This is a genomic window from Candidatus Clostridium eludens (assembly GCF_045310515.1).
GTDB lineage: Bacteria > Bacillota > Clostridia > Clostridiales > Clostridiaceae > Clostridium_B > Clostridium_B eludens.
The window spans coordinates 124,201-145,657 of sequence record NZ_JBJHZX010000007.1 but is presented as its reverse complement, the minus strand read 5'-3'; the positions used below and the strand labels follow the sequence as shown (position 1 = coordinate 145,657).

General features: G+C 31.2%; 20 protein-coding genes, 1 pseudogene and 2 riboswitches. Of the genes and pseudogenes, 12 read left to right on the top strand and 9 right to left on the bottom strand.

The genetic code is table 11. The features are described 5' to 3' along the window. Positions 1-353: 353 nt before the first annotated feature. The 4 genes and pseudogenes from ACJDU8_RS06910 (at position 354) to ACJDU8_RS06895 (ending at position 2,966) form a co-directional block, all read left to right on the top strand. Complete coding sequence (locus tag ACJDU8_RS06910; protein WP_406791419.1) at positions 354-713, top strand: hypothetical protein; 360 nt, start codon at positions 354-356, stop codon at positions 711-713. Positions 714-1,290: 577 nt separating this feature from the next. Then, a complete protein-coding gene (locus tag ACJDU8_RS06905) occupies positions 1,291-1,488 on the top strand; it encodes a cold-shock protein (protein ID WP_406791418.1) in 198 nt (65 codons plus the stop codon). Between the two features lie 828 nt (positions 1,489-2,316). Continuing rightward, positions 2,317-2,514 (top strand): annotated as a pseudogene (locus ACJDU8_RS06900) (alpha/beta-type small acid-soluble spore protein). Positions 2,515-2,831: 317 nt separating this feature from the next. Beyond that, positions 2,832-2,966 (top strand): hypothetical protein, encoded by a 135-nt coding sequence (locus ACJDU8_RS06895; protein WP_406791417.1) that lies wholly within the window; start codon positions 2,832-2,834, stop codon positions 2,964-2,966. A gap of 308 nt (positions 2,967-3,274) precedes the next feature. Here ACJDU8_RS06895 and ACJDU8_RS06890 read toward each other — a convergent pair whose 3' ends face one another. The 9 genes from ACJDU8_RS06890 to thiS all read right to left on the bottom strand — a co-directional run bounded on the left by ACJDU8_RS06890 (position 3,275) and on the right by thiS (position 12,342). Continuing rightward, positions 3,275-3,445 (bottom strand): hypothetical protein, encoded by a 171-nt coding sequence (locus ACJDU8_RS06890; protein WP_406791416.1) that lies wholly within the window; start codon positions 3,443-3,445, stop codon positions 3,275-3,277. Positions 3,446-3,492: 47 nt separating this feature from the next. Beyond that, entirely contained in the window at positions 3,493-4,461 is a 969-nt protein-coding gene (locus ACJDU8_RS06885; protein ID WP_406791415.1) for a P1 family peptidase, read from the bottom strand. 867 nt (positions 4,462-5,328) lie between these two features. Beyond that, positions 5,329-6,294 (bottom strand): sulfide/dihydroorotate dehydrogenase-like FAD/NAD-binding protein, encoded by a 966-nt coding sequence (locus ACJDU8_RS06880; RefSeq protein WP_406791414.1) that lies wholly within the window; start codon positions 6,292-6,294, stop codon positions 5,329-5,331. A gap of 312 nt (positions 6,295-6,606) precedes the next feature. Then, positions 6,607-6,807 (bottom strand): hypothetical protein, encoded by a 201-nt coding sequence (locus tag ACJDU8_RS06875; protein WP_406791413.1) that lies wholly within the window; start codon positions 6,805-6,807, stop codon positions 6,607-6,609. Positions 6,808-7,046: 239 nt separating this feature from the next. Continuing rightward, the gene (locus ACJDU8_RS06870; RefSeq protein WP_406791412.1) at positions 7,047-8,276 is read right to left on the bottom strand and encodes an O-acetylhomoserine aminocarboxypropyltransferase/cysteine synthase family protein; all 1,230 of its coding nucleotides are present in this window, start codon (positions 8,274-8,276) and stop codon (positions 7,047-7,049) included. 263 nt (positions 8,277-8,539) lie between these two features. Further along, on the bottom strand, positions 8,540-10,855 hold the full coding sequence (locus ACJDU8_RS06865) for a sulfurtransferase TusA family protein (protein WP_406791411.1): 2,316 nt from the start codon (positions 10,853-10,855) through the stop codon (positions 8,540-8,542). Between the two features lie 27 nt (positions 10,856-10,882). Then, positions 10,883-11,302 carry a M67 family metallopeptidase gene (locus ACJDU8_RS06860; protein WP_406791410.1) on the bottom strand — a complete coding sequence of 140 codons (420 nt, stop codon included), beginning with the start codon at positions 11,300-11,302 and terminating at the stop codon, positions 10,883-10,885. Between the two features lie 4 nt (positions 11,303-11,306). Then, complete coding sequence (locus ACJDU8_RS06855) at positions 11,307-12,137, bottom strand: HesA/MoeB/ThiF family protein (RefSeq protein WP_406791409.1); 831 nt, start codon at positions 12,135-12,137, stop codon at positions 11,307-11,309. Beyond that, the gene (thiS, locus tag ACJDU8_RS06850; protein ID WP_406791408.1) at positions 12,124-12,342 is read right to left on the bottom strand and encodes a sulfur carrier protein ThiS; all 219 of its coding nucleotides are present in this window, start codon (positions 12,340-12,342) and stop codon (positions 12,124-12,126) included. The genes ACJDU8_RS06855 and thiS overlap by 14 nt, the downstream gene beginning before the upstream one ends. A 151-nt stretch (positions 12,343-12,493) precedes the next feature. Continuing rightward, a riboswitch (SAM riboswitch) is annotated at positions 12,494-12,597 on the bottom strand. A 355-nt stretch (positions 12,598-12,952) separates the two neighbouring features. On the opposite strand from thiS, the gene ACJDU8_RS06845 reads away from it, so the two are divergent. The 8 genes from ACJDU8_RS06845 to ACJDU8_RS06810 all read left to right on the top strand — a co-directional run bounded on the left by ACJDU8_RS06845 (position 12,953) and on the right by ACJDU8_RS06810 (position 21,454). Beyond that, the gene (locus ACJDU8_RS06845) at positions 12,953-13,969 is read left to right on the top strand and encodes an ROK family protein (RefSeq protein WP_406791407.1); all 1,017 of its coding nucleotides are present in this window, start codon (positions 12,953-12,955) and stop codon (positions 13,967-13,969) included. A gap of 96 nt (positions 13,970-14,065) precedes the next feature. After that, positions 14,066-14,167, top strand: a riboswitch (SAM riboswitch). 365 nt (positions 14,168-14,532) lie between these two features. Then, a complete protein-coding gene (locus tag ACJDU8_RS06840) occupies positions 14,533-15,405 on the top strand; it encodes a nucleotide-binding protein (protein ID WP_406791406.1) in 873 nt (290 codons plus the stop codon). An 82-nt stretch (positions 15,406-15,487) separates the two neighbouring features. Then, on the top strand, positions 15,488-16,507 hold the full coding sequence (locus tag ACJDU8_RS06835) for an ABC transporter substrate-binding protein (RefSeq protein ID WP_406791405.1): 1,020 nt from the start codon (positions 15,488-15,490) through the stop codon (positions 16,505-16,507). Between the two features lie 266 nt (positions 16,508-16,773). Further along, complete coding sequence (locus ACJDU8_RS06830) at positions 16,774-17,190, top strand: GNAT family N-acetyltransferase (RefSeq protein WP_406791404.1); 417 nt, start codon at positions 16,774-16,776, stop codon at positions 17,188-17,190. 153 nt (positions 17,191-17,343) lie between these two features. Continuing rightward, positions 17,344-18,345, top strand: coding sequence for an ABC transporter substrate-binding protein (locus ACJDU8_RS06825; protein WP_406791403.1), 1,002 nt, complete (start codon positions 17,344-17,346; stop codon positions 18,343-18,345). Positions 18,346-18,390: 45 nt separating this feature from the next. After that, a complete protein-coding gene (locus ACJDU8_RS06820) occupies positions 18,391-19,200 on the top strand; it encodes an ABC transporter permease (RefSeq protein ID WP_406791402.1) in 810 nt (269 codons plus the stop codon). A 16-nt stretch (positions 19,201-19,216) separates the two neighbouring features. Next, complete coding sequence (locus ACJDU8_RS06815) at positions 19,217-20,008, top strand: ABC transporter ATP-binding protein (protein ID WP_406791401.1); 792 nt, start codon at positions 19,217-19,219, stop codon at positions 20,006-20,008. Between the two features lie 30 nt (positions 20,009-20,038). Then, entirely contained in the window at positions 20,039-21,454 is a 1,416-nt protein-coding gene (locus ACJDU8_RS06810; protein WP_406791400.1) for a nitrogenase component 1, read from the top strand. Positions 21,455-21,457 lie beyond the last annotated feature (3 nt).

Below are 21,457 nucleotides of genomic sequence, written 5' to 3'. Positions count from 1 at the left end.
GAAGGTACAGGGTAAAGAACATAAGTATAGTGAGTTGATTATTATGAATCATTAGGAAAAGAGTAGGACCTGCTGGGATTTTTCTGACAGGTCTTATTTTTATTGTCAGTACTTGTCCTTTTTGGTAAGATGTAAATGATTATTCAGATTTTATATTAAGTTCTATATATAATATATATTATAGGAATAATAAAATTAATATAGTATTTAATATCGAACGGGAAAAAGATATAGATGCCATTGAGCTTTCAAAGTTTATTTATAATGCCTCCAGTCTTATAAATTTATTTGATAATGATATTAGGGTATATACAAAAACAAATTTGAATTCTCCAGGAGATTTAAGTTTAATATTGCAACAATATTCAAATCATGCAATAAATCTTTTGAATTCTCATAATACATTAATAGGAGTTGTGTTTATTTGGTGTGCAGCATTTGCTAATAGGATTGGAAAAGTTAAGGTTTGTAGTATTATTGATATGATAATTAAATTCAGAGAGCACAGCTCTAAACTAAAAAATGAAAAATTAGATAGGGAATTAAAAAAGATTCAAATTGAGGAAGAAAAGTTAAAATTAGAAGAACAACGAGCTAAATTGATGAAATATCAAGAGGAAATAAGTTCATCAGCCTCAAATTTAGAAATAAATTCAGATAATGCAAAAAATATTATTGATTTTAATAAGTATCATCAAAAAGATGATAAGTAGGTGGTTTGTAGTATTTTACAGTAATGTATATTGCAAATAGAATATTAGAAGCTAATAGAACTATATTAATATATCCATAAAACATAATAGTTCACTTATTAAAAAAAATTTTTAATAAGTGAACTATTAAAAAGGTACTTAAAGATAGAAGCATTAAAAATGTAATTATATATGAAAATATTATATATAGTTTTCTTATATATTTTTTCATTTCAACTTCCTCCTTATTCTAAGTATATTATCAATAATCAAAAAGATCAATACATTAATTTGTATATAAGTATAAATATACCAACACAAACGCGAGTTTACATTAAGAACATGCCTAATAAGCATTAAAATACCTAAGCATAGTTTCAAACCCCCCTAAAAAAGCCCTTGCCAACCCAAGGCTTTTATCAATTAAAACATATTGAGGAACCAATATGAGTATTCTTATGAGCATTAATCATTATGCCAACTTACTATATTTATTTTCCAGGCATTCATACAATTACCTAGAATATCTTTTACACAAATGTACAAACTTATTACAGAGAGTTTAAGAAAAATAAAATTTCGGAGGCGTACATTATATATGAATGGTATAGTTAAATGGTTTAATGAAGGTAAAGGATTTGGATTTATTACAGGAGAAGATGGAAGGGATATTTTTGCACATTTTTCTCAGATAAATGCAGATGGTTACAAATCACTTCAAGAAGGCCAAAGAGTTTCCTATAATATAGCTAAAGGCCAAAAAGGACCTCAAGCAGAAAATATTACTGTTCTTTAATTAGTGAATTTCATTCCTTAGATATCATAACTATTTAAGGAGCTTTCAGGCGTTTAAAATTAAAATTGTGATTATAATAGATATTTTTATATAAAACAATGCTGTAATAGATTCACTCCTAACAAAAATATGAGGAGGAAAATATACAAAAGTCCTCCTTAAACATATTGTGTCCTTTGTTAGGGGTTTATTTATTTTAAGTTATTAATATAACTATTATTAGCAAAAAAGCTGACCAAAGGCCAGCTAAAAAAATTTTGAAAGGAATAAAGTTACTTAATAGTATAACCAAAATTTTAAAATTGCATACAGTATATATAATAATTAGATGTAGTATATAGTGATAAGGTTATAGTAAAAAGCCCTGAAATTAACCAGGGCTTTTTACTGTGTATGCACTATGCTAAATGTTATATAATAACTTAGGCTCCTAGTTAATGTTATGCCAATCTAATTTATTTTATGAATGGTTTTTACACAAAAAAGCTGCCCTATGGACAGCTAAAAAGAAATTATGAGAGACGATTGTATTTATATTGTATCCAAAATTTACAAATTACATACAATATAAATGAAAGCAAATTTATTCCTCAAATCCTAGATAAAAACCTTTATGATAAAAGCCCTGGCTAATTCCAGAGCTTTTATCAATTAAAACATATTGAGGAACCAATATGAGTATTCTTATGAGCATTAACCATTATATCCAATTTACTATATTCTATATTTATTTTCCAAATGTTCATCCAATTGACTAGAGTATTTTTTATAGAACTGCACAAACTTTAAATGTAGCATTAAAAATTGCTCTAAAAAGAGGTGTCGATTATGCCAGGTGACAGTAATAGATTACTAGTACCAGATGCTAAGGAAGCTTTAGGTAAGCTTAAAATAGAATCAGCCCGGGAAATTGGAGTGAATTTAAAAAAAGGCTACAATTGAGATTTAACTACTAAAGAAGCTGGCTCTGTAGGTGGGAATATGGTTAAGAAAATGGTCAAAGCTTACGAGCAGGATTTAAAGTAAAATATGATAAGGAGCTTAGGGTGGGTAAAACTGTCCTAAGCTCTATTTTTATTTTTTTGTAAAATATTAGAAGGGATATTAAAACTTATATAGAAATAAATACATAAGCTAAAGTTGAAATATCAAAGATATAGGAAAGTAGACATGTAAGTTCAAAGGATCAAATAAAATTAAAACAAAAAAGCCCTGGTTAATTCCAGAGCTTTTATTGTACTAAGGTAAAACTATTTAAGGTATTAAAATATTTTTATGGTATTAATCATTATATCCAATTTACTGTATTTTATATTGACATAGACACGGCTAAAAGAATAATTATGGCTGTAGAGCAGATGGACAAAGAATATAACTGGGAAGGAGCTGTTAAACATAGCAAGGCTGTAGAGAAAATTACAGCTCAAATTGGACTAAGTTCTGGAGATATATTTGATATTATAAAGGCTACTGTTTAAGAGACAAGTAAAGATAAGAAAGCTTCAGCTACGCAAACCGTATAGTAATAATTTTAAGCTTAAAAAAGCAGTTGAAACTATTTTGGAGGTATATGATTAAAGCTATAAAAAATTTGAATTGCGGCAGAAACACTATAAAATTCAAATTTGAATAGTATAGTGTTCTAGCAAATCGTTCGTTTTTCTAATTGTGGCACTAAATAAGAATAATGTGATATTTTAAACTTATCAATATAAAGAAATTTACCAATTATAAATTTTCAAAAATAACTTAGCAATAGATTTATGATTAATATATTACATCTGAACTAGTCGTTTTCCCAACTCAACGCATTTTTGCAATCTTGTGGAAATACTTTTTTCCTACATTTTAACTTTTTATTAGCATCAAAGGCTGTTGCAACATATTTTGAATAATCATCAAATTGATAAGTATCAGTTACAAAAAGTGATTCTACCTTTCCAAGAATTCTTTCCATTAGAAATTCAGTATCCTTTTTGTAAACTGCTTTTAGTTCAAAATAATTTATAAATAATGGTATATTTGGGGTTGTGCCGCTAATGCTCCACGTACAATGGCTTCCTCAAGTACTACAGCAGCAACTGTACCTACCTGCGTAATGAGTTCGTCACTTGTTAGATTGCTGGTATAGGAACCCGTGGAGAGGCAGAAAATAGTGTCACCATCCCATTGGGTGTGGTCAGGGGAGATGGCCCTAGCCATCCCATCTTCAGCGAGCATTACTACGCGGTTGGCTTCTGTCTTTGTTAGTCGCGCTGTTGTAGCTACTACAGCGATTGTGGTGTTCAGAGTTTGTTTGGTTTGCGGTACAGGAACGCCCTCCAGAATCGCCCGAGTCTGATTGACAAAGCATCCATCAGGTCGCAGAGCTCCGACAACAATATGCCCTTTATCCCATACGTCTCCGAGGGGATTAACTACTGCTAAAGCTGCCACAATGGGACCGCCGGGAATGTGATGGGAGGCAGTGCCCAGTCCAGACTTCATAGGCCTTCCGTAGATTTTTCCAGCTGTTGCTCCGGCTCCGGCTCCTACATTTCCTTCTGCAACGGGACCATCATTTGCAGCCTGGCAAGCGGCATACGCTAGTGCTGCATTAGGCGGGGGTGAGCCCTTGGCGTAGAGAAGGTCGTTAATTACTGCAACAGGCACGAGAGGTAAATCGGTAATCTTTTTCTCAACAAGCCAGCGCATCACTCCGCCCGCTGCTGGTAGTCCGAAATAACTGCCACCTGTGAGGAGTAGGCCATATACAGGATACTCTAAGGTACCGGGGCGAATGGCATCGGTATTTTGAGTACCAGGGTTACCTCCTGTTACGGATACACCGGGGACTGCTCCATCCGGACAGAGAATCACCGTGCATCCCGTGCGGCCACTTTTGTCTACAGCATTTCCCACCAGGATACCATGAACATCGGTAAGTCCTCCTTTTTTTGATTCTTTCACTTCATTAAATATTCCATTATTCAATTATCTCACTCCCGTTATTAAAGGTTTAAGAAAAGAAGAGTTTTTTCTATTTCAAATTAGTACATTACATAATATTCTTAAAATAAAAATAGTGTGCAATTGAGAAAATCAACAGTAGAAAGCATTTATGGGAAATAATATAATATCGGATATTTGGAGGTGAAACATAAAAAATAATCATGTTGAAGGACTTCGGATAAATAGTATTTAATAAGAGAAGATTATCCAATTTTGCGAAAATGTATAAACTCATGACCCCTCCCGACCACCTAGAAGACCCCCTTATAAAAACTCAATAATTGCGCGTTACAGTATTATCTCAATGCAACAACACATGTTGAGTGTGTGGTAAGGATAGAGCGGAAATAGCTTGATATCAAAGGTTTTAAAGGGTTTTAAGTAAATATTGAAGTGTGTTTTATGTTTTCTCAGATACCCCCTGTTGAACCTTAACACAATAACTAGAAACATGGTTAAAAAATGATTGAATCATATGAATAGGGATTAAGATAAGAGCATGATGAGGGCCTGTACCTTTTTATAAGGTGCAGGCTTTTAAATGGTAAAAATATAGGAACATTTCGCATTTATCTTCCAAATATTTGTGATATAATGTAAAAAAGGTTTTCAGAAGCTAGCCGTGGAAATTATAATCAAACTAAGAATGGTTTTTGACCTCTGAAATAGGGTGGATTATTTTATTGTGTACCTAGATTTTAGGCTCCCTATAGGGAAAATATAAAAACTCCAGCTAAAATAAAGCTGGAATTTTGCTATTTATTACATAAATAAATAGAGGTTATTTTAACTGTACTGTACATCCAGACCAACCGGAACCAATTATTATTACTTTCATGAAAGTACCTCCTATATAAATTTTCTGTTTTTAAATAAATCTCGTGGATCCATCTGGAGCTTGCATAACCGCTTAATTTCATTATTTCCATGGCTGTTAGCACAGCTTGCACATATTCCTTCACCACAGTTCATTTTAGCATTATTACAACAGGAAAAATTTATAGAATCATCTACTGAATCAATAATTTTATAAGTTAATATGTCAGAACCACCACAGTGAATTATATTTACATTTTGAGCATCCATGACTTCCTTTAAGATGGATTTAAATTCTTTTGTGAGGTTTCCCTCATCTAGTATAGTGCAATGTGTCATTTCAGAACTGTAATTTTTAAAGTATTCTTTGCTAAAATCATCTTGAAATTGTGTATCTAAAATGGATATAATTTTGTTATTATTGTAATATAGTTTTTTCATAACAGGAATTGAAGGTGAGATACCTATGCCGCGAGCTATAATTAAAGATGTACCTCCTTTAGCATTATAAATATTTGATAATCCCATTATTCCATTTGAAAAAGGGCCTCTAAGTAGTATTTTTTGATTTTTATTTAATTCAAATAGTTTTTTAGTTTTTATACCAATTAATTTTATTGCAACTTTTAAGAAAATTTCATCTGTATTAGCTTCCATTATTGATATTGGAACATCATAGTAACTTATACTTTCTTCACTTCTCATAAATACAAAGCTCCCAGGAGAAGTTAATTCTTTTACCAGGTTTTCAGGAGCTTTTAGTGTAAATATACATAAATCATCTTGGAATACTTCTTTTTTCAATATATATGAGGTATAAGTCTCTCTTAAATTTTGTGCTTTATTTCCATTTGATATATATTGTTCGTATATACATATACCATGCCAATTTTTACATTGACAGAATTTTTCACCACAAAGTTGAGAACAGGCCACGCAGTCAAGAGTTTCTGCAAGATGACATGGACAATAATTACTTCCAGCATCAATACAATACATGTAAACAACCTCCGTCTATTATTTATTGTGAATTTCTATTTTTTATAAAACTGTGTATAATATTAGGTTATTTTTTAATATAATGTTTTGTTACTTTAAAATACATAAGAATAGTAATTTGTTTAACTTGAGCATGTATTAGGAAGATTATTTAATTGTATTTAAATGTTTTGGGGGATAAATGAGAGATTTTTAAAGAAATATTTTAGAAGAATTATAATATGAAAAATAAGCACTGGTATAAACTAGTGCTTATCTTTTATACTATTCTAAACTAAGTAAATTTTATGGAGTGAGCAGTATTTTTTAGTATTAATACCAATCGTCGTAGCCGTCATATGGCAGTACTACTGGCAGAATGAATGCCATAGAGTAAGGCATGTGATGGATTCTACGTCTACGTCTGCGTCTACGCCTGCGTCTTCTAGGACCTTTAGGACCTTTAGGGTTTTTTCGCCTATATCCGGCATCAAAATCATCATCAAAGTCATCATCATCTGGAGCTAGGTCCATATATTCATCCTCCATTGATCGATCATAGGGCATTGAGTAGTATGGACAATATATAGGGGGGTCAAAGTCATAGGAATCTTCAAAATTTTCTTTACTAATGTTGTCATTAGAATCGCTAATGCTCATTAGGTACCTCCGTAAATTTATTTACAATGTATACTATGAATAAAATAGTATATTTGTGAATAAAAGTAAAGAAATATTTAAAAGAAAACACCAGTGTGAAAATAAAAGAAATTTCAAATATATTTTAAGGCATTTTCAATGTCTTCAACTATATCCTCAGAATCGTCTATTCCAACGGATAAACGGAGTAAATCATTATAAACTCCCATTTGTTCTTTTTCTTCTTGAGTGTTGTTAGCACATATAGTGGATGAAGGGTGAATTATTATGGACTTAGTATCACCTATATTTGTAAGATTTAAAATGAGATTTAAATTATTTACAAACTTAAAAGCCTTTTCTTTACTTTCAAGTCTAAAGGTCAAAATACCGCCGCTTCCATTTTTGTAGTATTTTTCAATTAAATTATAGTATCTGGAACTTTTTAGGCCAGGATAACTTACATCAACTACTTTATTATTTTGGCTTAAATACTCAGCAACAATTAAAGCATTTTTACAATGTTCTTTCATTCTAAGGGAAAGAGTTTCTATTCCTGTAAGATTTAAAAATGCATTAAAAGGGGAGAGGGCGGGACCTATGTCTCTTTCTATTGTCTCTTTTAGCTTAGCTGTAAATGCCATTTTTCCATATTTTTTAGTGTAATTTTTAAAGTTTTTGTAATTTGAAGCACTATATTTATCACTACCACCATCTACTATAATCCCTCCTATGGAATTAGAAGTACCATTTATATATTTAGATGTTGAATGTATTACAATATCAGCACCATACTCTAAAGGTTTTATAAGATAAGGGGTAGTCATAGTAGAATCTACAATTAGAATTATGTTATTTTCTTTGCAAACTCTTGATACGGTTTCTATATCTAGAACATCCAATTTAGGATTACCTATGGTTTCTGTGAAAACTAATTTGGTATCTTTATTTATAGCATCTTTTAAGGTTACTTCATTTATATTTTCTAAAAACTGTACTTTTATTCCTAACAACTTTAAGTTTCTTATTAATGTATAGGTACCTCCATAAAGACCAGTAGATGCAATTATTTCATCTCCAGGTTCTACTATGTTCATTATTGAAAGATAGATGGCACTCATACCGGATGCAGTAGATGTAGCAATTAATCCATTTTCTATGCTGGCAATCCTTCTTTCAAAAGAAGTAACTGTGGGATTTGATATTCTCGTATAAGAATAACCCATTTCTTTGCCTTTAAATATGTTCTCAAGCCTTTCTGCACTATTATGTGCATAAGCATTTGATAGATATACAGGAACATTTGTGGCTCCTGTTGTGTCTGTTTTTAAGTTTCCGTGTATAAGTTTAGTATTAAATTTCATAGTTTCACCTCAATTTATTACAACTGACATAATCAAGTGATTCTAAGATTCAGGTAGAGTTTTCCCATACTAAATGTTTTTCTCCATCTGAATCTTATTAACAGTATTCTTAGTGTCCTTAGCACTTAGAATACGCTATCCCTTAGGGGAAGAACTTATCCCAGGTACGCAGCAGTTCTTATCTCCCACTTTGAATGGGAGTGTTAGAAGTGGTAGCGTTCAGATAAAAACACAATTACGTCAGCTGATTGTGAACTTAGATATTATTTTTCTACAACTAAAAGGTTATAACCATCATAATTTGTATCTATGGAAATTATTTTGTGTCCTTCCTTCTTGATACTTTCTGGAACATTTTTTATTGGATCACCATCATCTATATAAAAGCCTCTTTTTTCACCTGGCTTAATTTTAGATAATTCAATTTTAACTTTTACAAAATTCATAGGGCATTTTACACCTCTAAAGTCTATGATCTCATAATTATCTTTTTCCTTAATTTGTTTCTTGTCATGAGATGTTGCATCTGTTTGTTCTTCTTTAGGAAGTGTTATTTCAAGTTTTCCATCTAAGGACTGATACAGTGCATCAACTTTCTTATATAAATATTCTATTTCAGAAAATTTATCAGATATATCTTCTAAATCACCAAGTTTATAATCTATCAGATTTTCAAATAGTTCCTTTACTGAAGATTTAACATAGCCTGTATCTATAAAGGCCTTCTGAAATTCTTTAAATATTTCCCTAGGCTTATTTGTGTCTATTCCCCTAAGTACCAGAAGTGTCCTGGCAGAGGATACTGCGGATGCATAAAGGTCTTCAATTTTTTTAGATTTTATATATTTATCCAGAGAAGATTTAGCATTTGATAAATCTAGTTTAATTACATCCATTACTCCGCTGCTGCATTCACCAGGTCCACGATCTTTTAGGGAAAATTTCTCACAAGCTCCGAAATCAAAGAAAATATCTGATTCATTAATGAATTTTTCAACATTTGTGTATTGACTTATCAGTTTTTTTATGTCAGAAGATTTGTAGGTTAAAAATTCGTAAAAATCCTCATAATTTGAAGCAATCTTTAATTTGGATAACTCATGGAGAAATGCAGGAACCTTTTTAGCTGGAATGTCTCCAAAGGCATCGCCCATCTTAGCACATCCCGAACCCACTTTTCCGCCTAGAGAAACGGAATACATAGGTATAAGTCCTCCTTCAGTTCTCCTGGCTCTTCCATGAAGTCCTATCTGTCCTTTTTCGTGTTGGGCACAAGAGTTAGGACATCCTGATATATATAATCTTGGAAGAGATGATTTTATTTCTGGAGAAGTATTTTTGAATTCTTCTTTTATGGCAGTTAAGAGATTTTGTGAAAGACAAAGTCCTAACTGGCAAGTGGAAGCTCCAACGCAGGTGAGGGAGTTATCTATATTATAAATGGAAGTAAAATCTTTAATTATATCCACTAACTTTTTAGCATCATCTTCTTTAAGATCTCTTATAAAAAACCCTTGAGTATTTGTTACTCTAATGGATGTTTTGTAATTCAAATTTTTTACAAATTTAAGCATACTGTCTAAATTATCTGTGCTTAAATGACCACTTTGTGGATGTATATAAACAGAATAATACCCTGACTGTTTTTGAGGAAACAATATATTTTCAAGTTCCTTAGACACACTCACCTCTTTTACTATATTAGCTGAGGTATTTAATAAAAACTCATTTTCGTCCACGTCTACATCTAGATTTACAGATGATTTTAATTTGGCTACTTCTTCGCTAAATAATTCAATGAATTTTTCCTGTCCCAGCCGTTTAACTATAAATCTTATTCTGGCTTTGCTTTTATTGGTTCTGTCTCCTTCCTTTTCAAAGAGATTTTTCATGGCTTGTATATAATAGAGAATATCTTTTGCTTCTATAAAATCCTTTAATTTTAAAGACACTGAGGGGCTTCCTCCAAATCCACCGCCTCCATATAGTTCAAATCCTTTTTTATTATTTAATATTTTAGCTATAAATCCAAGATCTGATACTGTAGCATTTGCGGTGTCTTCATTACTATTTGAGAAAGCTATTTTATATTTTCTAGGAAGATTCATTGTAGTTGGATCTTTTATTAAATAATTAGTAGCAGCCTTTACATAAGGAGTTACGTCAAATACATCATCTAATGAAACCCCGGAAAGAGGGGAACATGCTATATTTCTTACAGTATTTCCTCCAGTACCTTTTGTAATAATTCCTACTTCTATAAGGGATTTCATTATAGGGTATATATCTTCTAAATTGACACTTTGAAATTGAATATCCTGTCTTGAAGTAAATCTGATTTTACCTTGGGAATATTTTTTTCCCAGCTCACTTATATGCTTAAATTGATCTAAGTTTATAACACCACCGGGTATTCTGGTTCTTACCATATAAGTTTCCTTTGTTCTTTGCTCATATACCCCCATAGAAACTCTAAAAGCCTTGAATCTTAAAGGGTCTATTGTACCCGACTTATATTGTTCTGATTTATCCTTAATGTCTTCTATAGATTTATAGTTATCTTCATTTATAGCTATCATATAAATATCACTCCCACTAATTTACTTTTAAAAATGTGAAACAATTTTATATTGAAGTTTTTCCACATTTTTGTCTTTGTCTATTTTAAATAGATTAAATACATGCTCAGGTTTTTCAAGTGATAAAATTCCATATAATATTTCAGTATCGAAAGCAAGTCTTTTATCTTCTTCAGAAGGTCTGGAGGGGGAATAAGGATGTGAGTGATAATTCCCGACGATCTTAAGTCCCGCATTATTTATAGATTTTAAAGCATTGAACTGTTCTTTGGGATCCATGGAAAAATGTTCACTGCTTTTATCTGTATTTGTTAAAGGATATATTTTTTTTATAAATATATCCTCTTCGGATGTACTTCCTGCCAAGTATCCGCAGCATTCATTAGGAAATTCATTTTTTGCTTGTTCTACAACTTTTTCATATTCTAATTTATCTATATAAATCATATAATCACCCTTTTAGCTGACCTGTCTTTAAGTCACAGGCTGCTTGTTCATAATCTATAAGATTTTTTATGGTAGGATGTTGTCCACATACTCCACAGCTTTTATTTTTGCCTAGTTTTATTTTTCTAAATTCCATAGTAAGTGCATTATAAGTTAAAAGATATCCAGCCAGAGTATTTCCAAGATTAAGCAAATATTTAATTGCTTCCGTTGCTTGGAGAGTGCCTATTACACCCCCCATAACACCTAGCACACCTGCTTCTCTGCAGGTAGGTACTACTCCAGCAGGTGGCGGCGATTGAAAAATACATCTATAGCAAGGTGTACCATTGTTTGGTATGTATGTGGTGAGTTGTCCGTTAAATCTTATTATTCCTGCATGAGAAAAGGGTTTTTCTGCAAGAACACAAGCATCGTTTATTAAAAATTTAGCTGGAAAATTGTCGGTACCATCTATAATAAAATCGTAATTTTGATCTTTTATAATATCTAAGATATTATGAGAGTCTACCAATTCGTTATAAGTAATTACATTTACATCAGGATTTAGGCGGTTTACAGTCTCTTTACCTGATTGAACTTTAGGTTTTCCTACATCGTTGGTTTCATGTATTATCTGTCTTTGAAGATTGGAAAGATCTACGACATCTCCATCTACAAGACCTAGGGTTCCTATTCCTGCAGCTGCAAGATACATGGCCGCAGGTGCTCCAAGACCTCCAGTTCCAATTATAAGTATTTTGGAATTAAGAAGTTTTTCTTGACCTTCTACGCCAACCTCTGATAAGATTATGTGTCTTGAGTATCTTTCTATTTGTTCTTCACTGTAATTCAAAAGTTCCACCACCCATAAAATATAAGAAATCTATTTTGTCATTTTCTTTTAATACAGTACTTGAAAAGTTATCCCTGTCCACAAATTCATCATTCAATTGTACTGAAACCATATCTGGCATTTCCACATTTTCAATTTTTAAAATTTCTGTTACTGTTAATTCATCTTTTATTTCTTTAGGTTCTCCATTTATTTTTATATTCATGACGTCCTCCTCATTTATTTTTGATGTTAAATAGCATAAGAAAATTTATACCATTTAATGTTTTGACTATTTTGGTAAAAAGAAAACATAAACTTATAACTAAAATAAAAACCTTCTTGCCATGAGCTACAAGAAAGTCTTTCATTCAAGTTTCTCATCTGTCAAGCAAATACATGCCTGCTGGAATTAGCACCATTGAAATAATCAGGTTGCCGGGTATCACAGGGCCAGTCCCTCTACCTCTCTTGATAAGAATTTAATATTTAATTATTTAAATACTAACATACTTAAATTAATATTGTCAATAATATATATTTAGGGGGTTATAGTAAAAATTTATATTGAGAAATATCGTTTTTAAAATGAATAGGTTTCTATTCTGAAATATATCAAATTCTTGAAATTTTACACTATTAAGAGTGTTTTTCATTAAAAAAGTACTATACTATTGACATAGATCCATATTTCAGTTTATTATAATGATAAGTTTTTTTGTGCTTAATTTTTATAATTATATTTAAAATCCAATATTTTTAATAGTTTAGATATAATTTTGTAGGATGTTATTTTGTATGATAAAATAGTAAAAAGTATAAGATGTTAATAAGGTATGATTATTATGGTGGACAGTTATAAATTATTTAAAGATTTAAACTCTGATGAAAAAGATCTATTTAATTTAATTCAAAAAAATGGAGCTATGACTAAGAATGAAATTTTGCTTAGAACAGGAATGAAGTTGACTTCATTGAATCGAATGATGGCTCCTCTAGAAAAAAAACGTATGATAGTACAGAAATGTATAGGAGAATCTACAGGAGGTAGAAAACCTGTTCTATATGATATAAACATATGTAGATTTTATATCATAGGGATAGACATATCTAAAACTTATGTACAAGTTTCTATAGTGAATTTAAGGATGGAAATTTTTTATAAAAAAAGTTTTTATACTAATGCTCCTAATTCATATGATGAGGTTGTGGAAGAAGTTGTAAAAATTATAAGGAATGCTTATGTAGAGCTAAATTTGGAGTTTGTTGACCTTATTGGAGTGGGACTTGGAATTGAAACAGACATATGGAATGATATAGATATAGGTGAAATGATTGAAAAGAGATTAGAATGTAGTATAGTTAGTGAAAGTGGCGCAAATTCGGCTGCTATTGCAGAGTATTTGTATGGTACTGGAAAGCAATTCAAAAATTTAGCTTATTTTAATTGTGGATTGAGAGTAAGAGAAGGGACAATTTTACAAGGGAGAATTATAAGAACAGCAGATGATAATGAATATGCTTTTGAACATATGCTTATCAATACAAATCAAGATGTTGATTTTAATAAGGTGTGCTCTGCAGCCCAAAAGAATGATGAACTGTCTGAAAAGATAATTTTTGATGCTGCATATAAGTTTGGAAAAAGCATAGAACTTTATATCAACTTATTAGATTTGGATTGTATTATATTAAGTGGAGCTTTAATTAATTTTGATCTGTTTTATGAAACATGTGTAAAATGTGTTCCTAAAAAAGTCACATTTAAAAGAGAAGGGTATTTCAAAAAGGATGCAATTTCAATAGGAGCCGCGGCTGTACTTTTGGAAAAATGCATTGATAGTAAAATATGATGAAAATAAAAAATAAACTGATAAATAAAAATTTTATGTTGACAAGGTATTTTAAAAGTTATATTATGTATGTAAATTAAAAATGAATTAAATAATTTCTTATCAAGAGCGGCAGAGGGACTGGCCCTATGATGCCCGGCAACCTGATTATTATATTCAACGGTGCCAATTCCAGCAGGAATATCCTGAAGATGAGAAACAATAAGGATACAACTTCCTGTGGTTTCTCCATAGGAAGTTTTTTAATTGACTGACTGGAAAACTAGAGGTCAAGCTAACTTATAATGGGTTATGCTTGACCTCTTTTTATGTATTCAGTAGATAATAAATAAGAATATGGGAGGTATAGATAAAGGGATTATGTATATATCATATAAGATTTTGGATATAAAGTTAAAAAATTGAGAAATAGAAACAAATATACTTCACACCAAAAAAGTGAAAAGTATAGTAATGATAAAATTAAGCACACATTACAATAAATTAATAAAAATAATAATTTAAACATTTAAAAACATAATTACTAAATTGATATTATTTGAGATGAGAAAGGAAAATTTATTATGAGTAAAAAGACAAAGCATATAGCTATCTATGGCAAAGGTGGAATAGGAAAGTCTACCACTACTTCAAATATCAGTGCTGCTCTAGCTGAATTAGGATATAGAGTAATACAAATTGGATGTGATCCAAAAAGTGATTCCACTAACACTCTAAGAGGAGGAAATTATCTTACTACAGTGTTAGATAGTTTAAGAGGAAGTAATGATGTTAAGTTAAGAGATATTTCTGAAGTGGGATTTGGCGGAGTTCTATGTATTGAAGCTGGGGGACCAGTTCCGGGGGTAGGTTGTGCAGGTAGGGGAATTAATGCAGCAGTTTCACTTCTACAGGAATTAGATTTGTTTGAGAAATATAAAGCAGATTATGTATTATATGACGTTTTAGGAGATGTTGTATGTGGTGGATTTGCAGTACCAATAAGAGATGGCATTACCGATAGAGCATATGTTGTGACATCATCAGATTTTATGGCCATTTATGCTGCAAATAATCTTTTTAAGGCAATAAATAAATATGCACCCACTGGAGGCGCAAAACTCGGCGGGATAATTGGAAATGGATTAAGTGCAAGCTATTCTAGTGCCATAGTAAATGACTTTGCTAAAAGAACAGGTACTAAAGTAGTAGGATATGTTCCAAGGTCACTGATAGTGTCTCAAAGTGAATTTTATGGAAAAACTGTAATTGAAGCTAATCCTAAATCCGAACATGCTGATATTTACAGAAAACTAGCAAAATTTATAGCAGAAGACGAGGATTTAAGCATACCTAATCCATTAAATGTTAATGAACTTAGAGATTGGGCTAGAGATTGGGGGGATAAAATATATAAGTTTGACCCTAAAATTGTAGAAAGTCCTGCATCCATTTAATAAGTTAGGACAGTGTTAGTTATTCTTATATAAAATTTAAGTAGGAGGATTTTTGAAATTAATATAAAAGGGGTAGATATTAGTGAAAATTAAAAAATTATCTTTAATCATTTTATTTATTATTGCAATAATGGTTACGGTTACTGGATGCGGCAGCAGTTCACAAAATGGAGGGGCATCAGGTTCAGCAAAGAAGGAAGTGACAGTTAGAATTGGAGCAGATTCCAGTGCCTTTTCAACTGCCTTTTATGTTGCTAGAGATAAAGGATATTTCAAAAAATATGGTATTGATGCTCAAATAAATCCATATTCCTTTGGAATTGATACTATAGATGCTGTGCTCACTAATCAGGTTGATATTGGATTAGCAATGGATTTTGCAGCACTTTCTAGGTTAAGCAGTGGAGATTTAAAAATTTTTAGCTTTATCCAACAAGTTGATTCAAGTAAAGAAAAGATGGTGACTCGTGATGGAATAAATTCTCCTGAAGAGTTAAAAGGAAAGTCCATTGGAGTTAAAAGAGGTACTGTAGATGAGTATGCTATAGTGAGGTATTTAGAAAGATATAACATAAAAATCGGTGAAGTGAAAAAACAGGGATTTAGTTCAGATGCAGAAATTCTCTCGGCATTTGAAAAAGGAGATGTTCAAGCAACATTTTTCTCTGGAAACCTGTTAAATAAAGCTTTAACTGTAAAAGGAGCTAAAGTTATAGGAAGTAAGGCAGATATACCATTTGCATCCCGTGGATTTTTAGTTGCTAATAGTAAATTACTGGCACAGAAAGATGTGGTAAAGAACATACTACTAGCATTGAATGATGCTAACAAATATATAAATGAAGACCCATCAGGGTCAGCTGAAGTAATGGCTAAAGCTTTAAAAGCTCCAAAGGATAGCTTAGAAAAAGATATTAAATCACGTTCAAATGATATAAGATTAAATGACGATGATGTTAAACAGCTGCAGGATGTGTATAAATATTCTTCAACTAATAAATTGATTAAAGCTGGGTTTAATTTAAAAGATAAAATAGATACAGATGCTTTAAAAGAAGCACTTCCACAAAAACTTACATATAAACCTGAAAATATCAAGTGATTCTAAGGTATAAATTAAAAATCAACTTTGTATTGGTTAAGGAGGTAAAAAATATTTAAATAGTATGTAGGGTAAATCTAATATCTTAGTTGGCCGACTAGAAAAACTGGAGGTCAAATTGAACTTATCTGTAGAAACTGAATTTTGAGGTAGGTGAGATTTGACTTCTTTTTGTGGAATAAATCTTCAGTAGCATTAGATAAAAGCTACCTAAGTCATAGGCATAAATTGGGAATAAACTTTATTCGAGGCAGGAGATGGTTCTAATGGATAATTTACATATTGTTCACAAAATACCTACCGTAGAAGAATTTATTTATATAAGAAAAGAAACTGGTTGGGACACATATGATTTTAAAGCAGCTGAAATAAGCTTGAAGAATTCTCTTATTGGTGTTTGTGCAAATTATAATGAGAAATTAGTTGGATTCGGACGAATAGTTGGTGACAAAGGGATGTATTTTTATATCCAGAATATGATTGTAATTCCTGAATTTCAAGGTAGAGGAATAGGAAAACTTATAATGATTGAACTGATGGATTATATAGATAAAAATTGTCCTAAGGGTTCATTTATAGGATTAATGGCTAGTAGAGGCAAGGAAAAATTTTATGAAAAATTTGATTTCATAATAAGACCTAAAGGAAAATATGGAGCAGGTATGTTTATGGTGAAACATTAGAACTAAAATATATTAAAAATATAAATATTATCCTGTAAAAAATAACAATGAAACATTATCAAAGCGGAGTATAAAGTATGAAATTTATTCCACCTTCAAGATAAGAAGTAAAATAAATTTTTATAAAATATAAGTAGAGGTAGGGCGATTACAATGAGAAAAAATCTATTAAGTAGAATTTTAGTTGGGGTTTTATCAATTTCCCTAGTGACAATTACAGCATGCTCCAACAAGCAAAGTAGTAATAAGCAAGAGACTGGAGGCAAGCAAAATATAGTTATAAAATATGGATATCAACTAGGACATACCCAAATTATAGTAGCAAGGGATAAAGGATGGCTTAAAGATGAATTTGAAAAAGATGGCATAACATTTCAACTACAAAAATTTTCTTCAGGCCCACCGATGATTGAAGCAATGACTGGTAAAAGGTTAGATTTTGGCCAAGTTGGAGATCAACCCGCCATTCAGGCAAGGGCAAATAATGTGGATATTAAAGTCATAGCAGCTTATGGGACAAGTGAAAAAGCCGATGCACTAATTGCAACAAAGAAATCTGGGATAAATAAAATATCGGATTTAAAAGGCAAAAAAGTAGGTGTTACTATTGGTTCTGTGGCTCAGCAGCTTTTATATATATATTTAAAATCAGTTGGTTTAAAACCCGGTGATATTCAACAGGTAAATCTTCAACCTGCAGATATAAAATCAAGTTTATTATCCAACAATATTGATGCGGCAGTCATTTGGGAACCCGTTGTTACACAGACCGTAAGTACGGGTACGGTGGACCAGATAGCTGACGGCACGGGATATAAAAAAGAAGTTGATGTGATTATTGCCCAAAATTCATTTTTAAAACAGCATTCTGATATAGCTGTGCGACTGTTAAAAGTTCTGAATAAGACAGCAAAGTGGATAGAAGCGAATCCAGAGGAGACTATAAAGATAATTTCTAAGGATACCGGGGTAGCAGAAGATGTTTTGAAACCTGGATTTGATAAAACCTCACATAGCCTTAATATTACAGATGAAGGTATACAATCAGTAAAGGATACAGCTAAATTTTTAAGGGAAAACAAGATTATAAGAAAAGATGTAAATGTTGATGATTTAATAGATTTAAGTTATGCAAAGAAAGCAGGTATACAATAGGCAAGTTTTTTATAAAGGCATAGTTAAAAAAGGAGGGCCACTGTATTGATAGAGATAAAACTAAAGCCTAAGAAAGTTAAAAAAATTAAAGGAAGTATAAGTGGAATTTCAGACTACATTTTGATGCTGTTAATACCAGTATTTATTTTAATAATATGGCAGATCTACAGCAGCAAAGGTTTAATTAACATATCCGTATTGCCGTCACCGAGTATAATTTTTAGCACCATAGTAGATTTGACTAAAGGTGGAGATCTATTTAGGGATTTAGGAATAAGTTTATTAAGGGTAATAAAGGGCTATGTTTTTGGCTGTGTATTTGGTATAACACTTGGAACATTGCTTGGGTTGAGCAAAAAACTTGATAAAGCATTAGTTGTTTTGATAGGAATCTTGAGACCTATACCAGTAATTGCCTGGGTGCCAGTGCTTATATTGTGGCTGGGTATAGGAGAAACATCTAAAGTTGTAGTTATATGTATAGGTACATTCTGGCCAGTCCTTCTCAATACAATTCACGGAATTAAAAATGTGGACAAGAAATATATGGAAGTAGGGAGTATACTTGAAAAAAAGAGATTTATAATTCTTACTAAAATTATATTTCCATCAGCTCTTCCTTCTATATTTACAGGCCTTAGAATAGGAATAGGAAGTGCATGGATGAGCGTAGTTGGAGCTGAACTTATTGCGGCATCTTCAGGTATAGGTTATTTGATTTCTTATGCCAGAGAGCTGTCCCAGCCGGATGTAATGCTTGTTGGGGTGTTTTCAATAGGTATTATAGGACTCCTTATTGATACATTTATAAAAATAGTGGAAAAAAGAGTTTTGAAATGGAATATTAATTCATAGGGTTAGGAGTGATCTCATGAGCTCGAAAAATACTTCCAATGGTGTTTTGAAAATTCAAAATCTATATAAAAGATTTATTATAGATTCAGGAAATATAGAAGTTCTCAATAATATAAACTTGGAAGTTTATAAGAATGAATTTATATGTATTATTGGGGCAAGCGGGTGCGGCAAGAGTACCTTGCTTAGAATAATCGGCGGACTTGAACGGGAATATGAAGGGAAAGTATATTCTAAAGATAAACTAATAGAAAAACCCGGTGTTGATAGAGGAATAATTTTTCAGGAATCAAGACTTTTTCCATGGCTTAATATTGAAAAAAATGTTGAATTCGGACTGCAGGAAAAATTAAATCATCATAAAAAAGATAATATTATTAAAAGGCATTTGGAACTGGTGGGATTAGAAAAATTTGCAAGAGCATATCCTCACCAATTGTCAGGTGGGATGCAGCAGCGTGCAAGTATAGCTAGGGCATTAGTTAATAATCCTGATATATTATTACTGGATGAGCCATTTAGTGCCCTGGATGCATTTACTAGGATGAGTATGCAGCAGGAGATATTGAAAATCTGGAAAAAGGAGAAAACCACAATGATTCTGGTTACCCACGATATTGATGAGGCTGTTTTTCTAGCTGATCGTGTAGTCATCCTATCAAGCCGTCCTGGTACTATAAAAAAAATTGTAAAAGTTGAAGTGCCAAGATCAAAAAAGCGCAGTGACTATGACTATATAAAGATTAGAAATGAAATATATAATGAGTTTTTCGGAGAGTTTAAGGATGATGTTGAGTACTATATTTAAATTTGGAATTGAAAGGTAGGAGGAGTTTGAATGGGATTATTGAATAAGAGAAAACCTCAAATAAGAGAAAAAAGGTTGAATACTTTAAGTGCATATTATGGAGATATCAACCAAGTTTTAAATAGTATAGAAGAAGGAAAAACAAATCAAAAAATAAGAACATTTTCTCAAGCCTCATTTGATGAAATTATATATATTCTTCAGGCACTTAACGGTATTGAGGATGCAGGTATAATAATTCATGGACCACTTGGCTGCAGTTCAGTTCAATTGAATATCTTATCTAAACGTAATTCTAGAAGATGGATTGTTACTAATCTAAATGAAAAAGATTCAATTTTGGGCAGTGGTGAAAAATTAGAATTGGCAATAAGAAAGTTATATAAAAGTTATAAACCTAATGTAATCTTTATAGTGGCCACACCTGTAATAGCCATAAATAATGATGATATTTTATCTCCTATAATTGAACTTGAGGATGTATTAAATATAAAAATTGTTCCTATTTTTTCTGATGGTTTTAAATCTAAAACTAGAATATATGGAAGTGATATTGTATTTCATGCCATTTGTAAATATTTAGTTACAAGTAAAAAAGAAGAAACTCAATCTAATCTTATAAATTTAATTTCCATATCTGAAAGTGAAAAAGAATTAGATGAAATTAAAAATTTGTTAAATAAAATAGGTATTGAAGTAAATGTATTACCACAATTTTCAACATTAGAAAATATATATAAAATACCTAAAGCAGCACTTTCTGTTAGCATAGACAAGGATCAGGGAGATTATTTTGTTAAATCATTAGAAGAAAAATATCAAATACCATTTTTGCTAAATTTATATCCTATGGGTATACAAGGGACAAGCAACTGGCTTATAAGTATAGGAAAAGCTTTAGGATTAGAAAAAAATGTAGAAACTGTGATCTTCGAATATTCTGATGATTTAAAAGAATATATAAATAAAAATAAATTAAATGGATTGAGAGTATATATAAATTTACCTACTTCTAAAGCATTTTCAGTTGTAAAGCTAATAAAAGAATTGGAAGGAAGTTTAGCAGGAATAACCGTGGATCATATAGATGATTTGAATAAAGAAGATTTAATTTATATTGAAAAATTAGATGAAAACATAAAATTTCATGTGGCAAATGGGCAGCCTTTTGAAGAAGAAAGTATTTTAAGTAAATTGAATCCTGATTTATATATAGGATTAAGTCATCATAGTGTTTTAGCCGGAAAGCTTGGAATCCCTTCTGTTGCTATAGATAATCTAGATATATTAGGGTTTAATGGCATTAAAAATCTTGTAAAGACCATTAATAAAGCAATTAAAAATAAAAAATTTGTGGAGAAACTTGCCAAAGCAGATAGATTACCTTATAACAAAAATTGGTATAATAGAAGCATTAATTGGTATATAAAACAGGAGGTAAAATAAGGT

Bases quoted from the DNA above. Each gene is read 5' to 3' on its own strand.
- ACJDU8_RS06880 (WP_406791414.1), bottom strand. From the start codon at position 6,294: ATGTATTGTATTGATGCTGGAAGTAATTATTGTCCATGTCATCTTGCA.
- ACJDU8_RS06860 (WP_406791410.1), bottom strand. From the start codon at position 11,302: ATGATTTATATAGATAAATTAGAATATGAAAAAGTTGTAGAACAAGCA.
- ACJDU8_RS06815 (WP_406791401.1), top strand. From the start codon at position 19,217: ATGAGCTCGAAAAATACTTCCAATGGTGTTTTGAAAATTCAAAATCTA.
- ACJDU8_RS06845 (WP_406791407.1), top strand. From the start codon at position 12,953: ATGATTATTATGGTGGACAGTTATAAATTATTTAAAGATTTAAACTCT.
- ACJDU8_RS06870 (WP_406791412.1), bottom strand. From the start codon at position 8,276: ATGAAATTTAATACTAAACTTATACACGGAAACTTAAAAACAGACACA.
- ACJDU8_RS06840 (WP_406791406.1), top strand. From the start codon at position 14,533: ATGAGTAAAAAGACAAAGCATATAGCTATCTATGGCAAAGGTGGAATA.
- ACJDU8_RS06875 (WP_406791413.1), bottom strand. From the start codon at position 6,807: ATGGACCTAGCTCCAGATGATGATGACTTTGATGATGATTTTGATGCC.
- ACJDU8_RS06830 (WP_406791404.1), top strand. From the start codon at position 16,774: ATGGATAATTTACATATTGTTCACAAAATACCTACCGTAGAAGAATTT.
- ACJDU8_RS06895 (WP_406791417.1), top strand. From the start codon at position 2,832: ATGGCTGTAGAGCAGATGGACAAAGAATATAACTGGGAAGGAGCTGTT.
- ACJDU8_RS06825 (WP_406791403.1), top strand. From the start codon at position 17,344: ATGAGAAAAAATCTATTAAGTAGAATTTTAGTTGGGGTTTTATCAATT.
- thiS (WP_406791408.1), bottom strand. From the start codon at position 12,342: ATGAATATAAAAATAAATGGAGAACCTAAAGAAATAAAAGATGAATTA.
- ACJDU8_RS06890 (WP_406791416.1), bottom strand. From the start codon at position 3,445: ATGGAAAGAATTCTTGGAAAGGTAGAATCACTTTTTGTAACTGATACT.
- ACJDU8_RS06905 (WP_406791418.1), top strand. From the start codon at position 1,291: ATGAATGGTATAGTTAAATGGTTTAATGAAGGTAAAGGATTTGGATTT.
- ACJDU8_RS06810 (WP_406791400.1), top strand. From the start codon at position 20,039: ATGGGATTATTGAATAAGAGAAAACCTCAAATAAGAGAAAAAAGGTTG.
- ACJDU8_RS06865 (WP_406791411.1), bottom strand. From the start codon at position 10,855: ATGATAGCTATAAATGAAGATAACTATAAATCTATAGAAGACATTAAG.